Origin of the sequence: Enterobacter cloacae complex sp. IR5441 (assembly GCF_049238215.1) — a bacterium.
GTDB classification, from domain to species: domain Bacteria; phylum Pseudomonadota; class Gammaproteobacteria; order Enterobacterales; family Enterobacteriaceae; genus Enterobacter; species Enterobacter hormaechei_C.
Genome location: NZ_JBMKIA010000065.1, coordinates 1 through 8,472, shown reverse-complemented (window position 1 = coordinate 8,472; position 8,472 = coordinate 1). Strand labels below are relative to the sequence as shown.

Below are 8,472 nucleotides of genomic sequence, written 5' to 3'. Positions count from 1 at the left end.
TCGAAATGTTTTATAACAGTAAGCGTCGGCATGGTTCTAGCGAACAGATGTCACCGACAGAATATGAAAACCAGTATTATCAACGGCTCGGAAGTGTCTAGATTATCCGTGGCGATTCATGGATTTGATTACATTGAAACCACCAACATTCTCCAGGTTTACGTGAATCAACCTGGAGATGGTTCATATTTCGACCATGTTTATGTAAATCGAGTTTGGTTGTCAGATAAAAACCGTAACAACGCAGAAATAAGCGTAACCGGCAAACAAACAGGTAGAAATATGGCGTCTGGGAACTACACGTATGAGTTCAACATGAAAGAGGTACCAGAAGGCAGTTATAACGTGGTAATTAATGCCCAAGATACATTCAACAATACCGGTAACCTCCCTTATCAAACTGTTGTCGTTGATAATACAGCACCATCTGTAAGTATTAGCTACGAAGGAAAACCGATCAGCAAAAACGTAACAGTATATGGGCTGGAGAACGTCCGTATACAGCTCACCGATGCTCTAACTAAACCATCCTTAAGCCGTATGACTCTTCGCGGTGGCCCTGTTTCTGATGCGGTGGAATTGTCTTGGGTGAATCTGGGAAACAACCTGTATGCACCTAATTATCCCAAGATCTTTCCGTCTCTTAATGAAGGCGAAACATACACTCTCACAGTTCAGGCCAAAGATGAGATGAACAACGTTAAAGAAAGCTCAGTCGAATTTAACTACCTTCCAAACAATCTCGTCAGGCTAGAGAATCTGAAAACCTTAGCTGTCAATGCTTCTCTCAAAACATCTGACAATACTCCTCTGGCTGTTCTGTATGCCAGCCAGCTGCGTAAAAAGGATGGTTCAATCGCTACAGGGCTTCAGGACGCAGTGCTTACTGTCCGTAAGGACGCTGCATTCGGCGTGACTGTAAATGGTGTTTCTGCGATGCCAGGTGAAAGCAAAGAGCTTCAACTGGATTTGGGGCTCGGGGACAGCCGTAGCTTTCCTATTTTCCCTGCTGTATCCGGCCTTACAGGCAGATCTGAGTTCATGATTAACATTGAAGAATTAAAATAAAGCAGGGCTGTTTTGCTGAAGCACAACGGCCGTCTTCTGATGCGCCGTAGCCCATGTTGTTGCAAATCAGTCCGACGTTCATTGCGTAAGTAACGCTTACTGCGGACCATGGTAGTGATTAGACTCACTACCATGGTCATTTCACCACATATCTTCTCTGCATTGCTCTTGTTGGGCAGACTAGTAACTCGTCACTAAATTGCAGCTTTTGTCTTGCTAAGTCGCTGGTATAACTGCACTACGAAATCGTCAAAAGATTTTATCCCTCATGTAGATCCAATAAATGATCCCAAAGGTGCCAGAGAGTACAAAGAAGATCCCGGTACGCTGTAGGCCGCATGGTTACTGGGCTGGAGCATTGTCACTGACAACAGTAGCGACATAAGTGACAACGGGAGTGACTTAAAAGACAATGGTAGAGACTATTTCGACGTTGGTAATGATTTTAAGTGACAATGGTAGTGAGGTTAGACTTAAACTTCCACTGTAAGGTAAGGTGACTCGCATTATTTAAATAAATTATTACTTTCAATTACTTGCGACACGAGTCTGCATGTATGCTTCTATTTCTCAAAAATTTATCCACCGAAAATGCCTGTGGCTGTGATTTAGCTTTGACGACAGTTTTTATCAGGGAGGCAAGTTGAGACCTGTATAAGAACTAAGCATTTATTTATCCCCATTTTCCACAAGGTAGTTCCAATAATTAGTACCTTAGTGTTCCTGATAGATCAAAAGAGATCCCCGCTGCCTCCAGGCCAGACGGCACAAGGCCTGAGACGTGATCAGTGACAACAGTAGTGATTATTTTGACATTGGTAGTGATTATTATAACGTTGGTAATGAGTTTTTTGACATCAGTAGTGATCAGAGCGACAATAGTAGTGACTTTTCATTAGATCTTTTTAACTTGATCTGATCCGTTGTTGATAAGAGTTGCAGGTCATTGTATGCAAAGAGTTTTTGCCAAGTTTTAATGAGTGGAGTCGTTTTTTTAGGTAGAACTTATGCACAGATATGGATCATCACAATGATCCATCCAGTGACATAGAGTTCGCTGGGGCTTACTATTCACCAATCTGTTTACACATTCAGTGATAACTTATTATGACTAAAGAGAAAGATACTGAGCAGCAGGACCTGGTCACCAGGGCTTTCTCTGTTAGAGAGAAAGAATCAGGTAAAGACATCATTTTGCGTCCTAACAGCAACCGTACGGTGCAGTCTATTGCTTTGATGCGGCTCGGGCTGTTCGTCCCATCACCAAAGAGTGTGGGGCGTCAAAATCGGGAATATAAAACGGTTGGCTTTGACGCAACGAAAGAGTTACAGACGCTCTCTTTAATGGAGAGCGAGGGGTTCACCAATATTTCAATTGTCGGTGAGCGTCTTGATATGTCAGTAGATTTTAAGACGTGGATGGGCATCATTCGAACCTATGCCAATCATCCGATTAACAATGACACGATAAGCTTAAAATTCACTGAATTCCTCAAGCTATGTACGCCTGAAAATTATCGCTCATCTACAGCGTCCAGAAAACGTATAGACGCCTCCTTACGCAGGTTAGCATCCGTTACCTTGTCGTTCACCAGTAATAACTCGTCCAAAGTCTATACAACGCATCTGGTACAGTCTGCCCTGTTAGACCCGGAATCAGATCAGGTTGTCCTTCAGGTTGATCCTAAGATTTTCGAGCTCTATCAATACGATCATAAGGTTTTGATGCAGCTGAAGGCAATTAAGGAGTTGGCCAAGAAGGAAAGCGCCCAGGCTCTCTATACGTTCATAGAGTCATTACCGCCAAATCCTATACCGATATCCCTTACTCGGCTGAAAAATCGTCTGAACCTCAAAACACGAGCAAATAGTCAGAATGCTACCGTGAGAAAGGCTCTTGAAGAGTTGGCATCGATAGGATACCTCCAGTACACCGAAATTAAGAAAGACGGAAAAGTATACTTCCAGATTCATAAGCGGGATCCCGATCTGAATTTGAACAATACTCAGCCTCCTTTAGAAGTGGTTGAAGATGAAGAAGAGAACTCAGGGTCTTCTGTTTTAGAAGGTGAGTTATGCCCACCAGCTGACCCGATAGACGGCGATGATGTTCTTACCGTCCATGATTTAACCGCTGAAGAACTGCGCTATATTCGTAGTCTTCGAAGCCAGAAAAAGAACAGCAACGCCAGCTAAAGTTAACCCGGCGGTTCAGGCTCCGGGTGCTAAATTACTTCTTCGATTTTCGTTAGTCCCAGCCCGCTCTTTCACGTCAACGGTAATGAGTCAAAAGTCATTACCGTTGTCATTGTTCTCTACCACCCTATGTAGATCGAGATTGCGAATTCAACGCTTTCTCCTGAGTCACCTGTTAACACCCGGTTTCTACGCTTTACTTCATTGGCCAGTACATCCAACGGAAAATATCGTAACGGGGTGACAATGGCAGTGAGTTGACCCACTCACTACCATCGACATTCAAATCCCGGCTTCTCTGGTAGCTATAGTGACAATGGTAATGATGTGTACCTTACTGGCATTGTCATTGTCCTCCGAGTGTGCGTTCAGCTTTGGGAGGACACCGGAACTTAATGCGGCGAGTCACGGCCATTGTGAATCTCGATTGGATTGGCGAATACGGCTTCCGGTTGGGCCAGATGTCAATGGTTATGCTTCATCCAGCTCATTACTGTAGTCATTGCCGTTCAGCTGAGCTGATGCTCCTCTCATTCTATGTGGCGACAACGGTAGTGAGCCCAGAAAGTGACTACCGTTGTCATGGCCGTCCAGTAGAGCGGGTCAACCTCTTAAATCACAGGGTGACAACGGTATTGAGCCCAGAAAGTCACTACCGTTGTCATGGACGTCTGGTTAAGCGGATCTACCTCTCAATTCACAGGGTGACAATGGTAGTGAGCCCAGCAAGTCACTACCGTTGTCATAGTCGTCCCGTTGAGCAGATCAACCTCTTAACTTACAGGATGACAACGGTAGTGAGCCTATTAAGTCATTACCGTTGTCATTGCCATCCAGAAGAGCGGATGATCCTCTCAATTCATACGGCGACAATGGCACTGAGCCCAGCAAGTCACTTCCGTTGTCATAGCCTTCCAGAAGAGCAGATGAGCCTCTTAATTAACAGGGTGACAACGGTAGTGAGCTCATTAAGTCATTACTATTGTCATGGCCGTACAGCTGAGCTGATCATCCTCTCAATTCACACGCCGACAATGGTAGTGAGCTATTAAAGTCACTACCATTGTCATAGACGTCCAGTTAAGTGGACCATCCTCTCAATACACACGGTGACAACGGTAGTGAGCCATTAGAATCACTACCGTTGTCATTGCTTTTCAGGTGCACTGATAAGGCTCTCAATAGACACGACGACAATGGCAGTGAGCAATTAGAGTCACTTCCGTTGTCATTGCTTTCAGCTGAGCTGATAAGGTACGTCATTTACACGATGACAATGGCAGTGAGCCAATCGAGTCACTACCGTTGTTAATGCCGACCAACCGAGGGAAGGGTCCGCTCAAAGAACTGAGTGACAACAGTAGTGAGATCATCCAATCACTACCATTGTCAGCTTAAACCTGTAGGACGAAGAGGCTTGTCCGATAAAATGACGACAATGGAAATGAGCCTATCCATCACTACCACTGTCATTAAAGTCCAGCGGTTCAACGTTAATCAGTAGCTCCGGATGACAATGGTTGTGAGTCAGGCAATTCCCAAGCATTAAGTGACAGCAGCGTAACACCTCTAAGCTCACTCCTGTTGTCAGGGGTTAGGGTATTGAGTCTCTACCGTCGTCAGTGTTTCTGAGACACCAGTATTGCAGATCACTACAATTGTCACTTAAGTATCGACGGGGGAATAGATGCAAGTGACTGGCTAACCAGTACCAGTTTAGATTCAAAACGATCCCATCTTTGTGGATGCACTTGAGTAAGCTCGTATGACGATATGTCAGAGAAGTGACAACGGGAGTGAGTTGCCGGACTCACTACCGTTGTCATCCCCGGTTGAAGGAAGAGGATCCCCGGGGCTGTATATTTACCGGGTATCCTTACTCAAGGGTTTCGACACTCACTCCCATTGTCGTAATCAACGAGTGTGCATTGTCTTTTAAAAGCATCGCTGGAAACGTACGATTAAAGTAACTTTTCTTTCGGTTCTTCCTTGCGAATCTCTGAAGACGTACTGGCTGATCGGAGTCAAGGAGGGCAGTAAAATTGAAGCCGTCAGTTTTACTGTCGGCTCCGGGTAGTTACTTCAACTCGTCGATCTGAATCATGAATTCTGAGGTGCCAACTTTCCCATTTTCGGAAGGATAAACGGGTAACAGAAGATTATCCCCCTGGCCCATATCTATTTGCACCTCAACTGACTCACCTGGAGCCGCCTGTGCCCCGTTAAATTTAATACCGAAGGCTGCATCCTTCCGCACAGTCAGCGTTGCGTTCTGGACCCCTTTAGCAATTTCTCCATTTGTCTTACGCAGAACGTTAGTGGACAGGTACGCAAGGGGTACGCCATCTGTCGTTTTGAGAGGCGAACTGACCGATAATGTGCGTAGATTATGTAACTGCACAAGGTTATTCGGTAGATAACTGAACTTCTGAGTATAGGTTTTGGTATTCGACTGACTATCGGCAACTGTTACGCTAATTGAATAATTTTCAGATGGTTCGAAATTTGGGAACAGCCTCGGATACTCAGGCATGTATGTATCTTTGCCTGCCGGTGACCACGTAAGCTCAACGTTATCAGCTGTGGGGCCACCTACGAGCTGAAGACGGGTTATCCTCGGGGTTGTCAGATTATCTGCCAGAGCGATCCTGAGGTTCTCCAGGCCGTACACTACCGTATCGTCTTTTACCGGCTTTCCGTCGAATGTTATGGCCACTGTCGGAGGAGTGTTATCCAGAGCAATTTCTCCGAAAGTTTTATTGGTCTGGTTCTGGAAGAAGTCCCTGATGTTGACCTCAACGTTGTATTTTCCTTCAGACTGACGGGATAAATCATAAGCAATCGTGTAGTTACCTGAGATACGAGATTTGATTACGCCTGTGGGTGACATCCGGGTACCGGTGTTCTTATCGGAAAGATAAAATTCCCTCAATGAGACCGAGTCGAACCAGTTACCATCGCCTTCAAGTGACGCCAGTACATCCAGCTGCTTGTTAGTCTCGTCATATGATATCGAGTTTATTACCGGCAGTTGTTTATTGTTCCAGCGTGTCATAATCCATTGCTCAGACCGCAAAATGGGATTGCTGATGCTGCGAACGAAGTAAAGGATCCTATTGTAGCCCTGGGTACCCAAGGCCATATCAAACGTCTCAGGCGCTTCACACGAGGTTTTTCCTGCCGGAATGGTGCAGGTCGCCTTACCGCCGATCTCTTGTGCAAAGGGCCGGGCTTCAACGTTAAAACGAAGTCGGGAAATTTTAATTGGCAGTCGTGATGAAGCCACACTCTCAAAATCCTTCCACTTAACCCAGTTCCCCTTATCATCGAGGAAATCTACCCAGGTACCCGCAAATGCAGGCGTTTGGTTTGCAGATGGGTTTAGAACGAGGCTGTATGACGGATAATACCCTCCCCACTGGCCAAAGTTCGCCATACGAGCCATATCCCCATTAATTGAGCCATAGGGAAGAGTCATTTCAACATAAGCATAAGTGCTGTCTACAGCTATCTCTTTGGGGGCGGAATATTGATTGATGAACTGAAGCCCACCTTCTGAATAAGCACGGTAGTTAGATTTTGGGATCCGGTAGACTAATCGAATAGGGTTTTCGTTAACGACCATACCGGCTTTGTAAGCCGGATAATTAGAAACCCCGGGTACGACGCTGGAAGACGTATTTGGATCATGAACGGCCCACAGTGTCATCTCACCCAGCGTGTTGTCGTAGCGAAATTTTTGAGTTGGCAGCGTTCGGCTATTACCTGCGTTATCGAAGATAACAACTTTTGCAGTAAAGTCTTCATCCAGGTTGCTGTCTGGTATTCCGGTTCCCTTAACTGAATTCTTAGAGTAAGTGTGGTACATCTTTTGGCCGGATACGTCATACTGCATCTGTGTAGTGCTGTAGAGGCTACCGTCCTGCCTGTAAATATATATTAGGCCCTTATCAATACCATTTGCATCACTTACGCCCGAAGAGGTGAAGTCATACTGCCCCGTTGCCTCTAATCCAAGCTTCCACACGTCACCAGCGGTAGAGCCAGAACCAGTATTAGCGGTAAGAGCATTTGCCGCTGGAGGGGTGACATCAATTAGCCAGTTATAGTTATAGGTCGCTACAGGCTTCTGATTGAGATCTAACACGTTTATCTGAACGACAAATTTGCCTTCACCCAAAGCAGGCAAAGTTACTTTTTTGCCGTAGAACTCACTACCGTCAGCAGCTGTTAGTCGGTCTGATACACCCGTCCGTGTAGTCGTAGTATTAAGAATGACAGTTCCAGTGTCTTTCGTGACTTTGACATTAACGAAACGATCAAGACCTGAAATAAGTGTCAAAGTTACCGGTGATGCCGGATTAAGCATAAGACGAGAAGACGGGGCGTGGATCTCAATACCGTTCGTGTCTTTAAAGGCCGATTCATATATCTGAGCTGGGGCCTGAACAGACATACCGAGTCCGGCTACAGCAGTAATAAAAGCGAGATGTTTCATTCTTATTCCCCTTTAGGTTTGGTGTTATTTTAAGCTTTTCCTAAAGGTCACTATGTTCGTAAAAGTATAAAAAACTTCTCCATATGGTGCTCGAAATTACAAATCTATAATTTGCCTTTCGACAAACCTTATTGTGCGTTCAGGACGGAAATCTTTCTTTTTGGAATTACATCTGACATTTCTGTGGTGTCCAAACTGGCAACGATTGCAAAACTTATAACATTAGCCTGAAACTATCGGCATCCACATATCGCATTAAGTGATGCTTTTACTTTGTGTAAAAAAGAATCAGGATAAATTAGGTATGTCAGATATAAATGCGTTAACGGACGGCATATATGAATCAAAACCTGGCGGCATTACGCCACCAGTCGAGAGGGGAGTGAACCTCAGTCAGTACGTCTACCTTCGTTCCGCAAGGCGCTTCTTGTTGTGAATTACAAACTGCCCTGGCGAGAACTGCATCATTTCACCCCTAGCAACACACGTGCCTCTTCAACGGTTTGCCAAGAAGGCATTGCTACGCCAGATTGAGTGCCGTTGCCCCTGCGCTCACCTGTGTCACATTCTACATAAAGACGCATCAGCATCGCGGTAATGACTCCAACTTATTGATAGTGTTTTATGTTCAGATAATGCCCGATGACTTTGTCATGCAGCTCCACCGATTTTGAGAACGACAGCGACTTCCGTCCCAGCCGTGCCAGGTG

Annotated in this window: 4 protein-coding genes; 2 read left to right on the top strand and 2 right to left on the bottom strand. The window is 45.3% G+C overall.

Annotation, left to right across the window (positions count from 1 at the left end):
• The first annotated feature begins 63 nt into the window (after window positions 1-63).
• The gene (locus tag ACOTX5_RS25810) at window positions 64-1,068 is read left to right on the top strand and encodes an Ig-like domain-containing protein (protein WP_421632501.1); all 1,005 of its coding nucleotides are present in this window, start codon (window positions 64-66) and stop codon (window positions 1,066-1,068) included.
• A 1,107-nt stretch (window positions 1,069-2,175) separates the two neighbouring features.
• The gene (repHI2, locus tag ACOTX5_RS25805) at window positions 2,176-3,264 is read left to right on the top strand and encodes an IncHI-type plasmid replication initiator protein RepHI2 (protein ID WP_000159528.1); all 1,089 of its coding nucleotides are present in this window, start codon (window positions 2,176-2,178) and stop codon (window positions 3,262-3,264) included.
• Between the two features lie 2,077 nt (window positions 3,265-5,341).
• Here repHI2 and ACOTX5_RS25800 read toward each other — a convergent pair.
• A complete protein-coding gene (locus ACOTX5_RS25800) occupies window positions 5,342-7,762 on the bottom strand; it encodes an Ig-like domain-containing protein (RefSeq protein WP_000681217.1) in 2,421 nt (806 codons plus the stop codon).
• A gap of 608 nt (window positions 7,763-8,370) precedes the next feature.
• Window positions 8,371-8,472: IS1 family transposase (locus ACOTX5_RS25795; protein WP_000496773.1), on the bottom strand; the 102-nt coding region annotated here is incomplete at its 5' end.

Coding starts and splice junctions, on each gene's coding strand:
- ACOTX5_RS25810 (WP_421632501.1), top strand. CDS start 64: ATGAAAACCAGTATTATCAACGGCTCGGAAGTGTCTAGATTATCCGTG.
- repHI2 (WP_000159528.1), top strand. CDS start 2,176: ATGACTAAAGAGAAAGATACTGAGCAGCAGGACCTGGTCACCAGGGCT.
- ACOTX5_RS25800 (WP_000681217.1), bottom strand. CDS start 7,762: ATGAAACATCTCGCTTTTATTACTGCTGTAGCCGGACTCGGTATGTCT.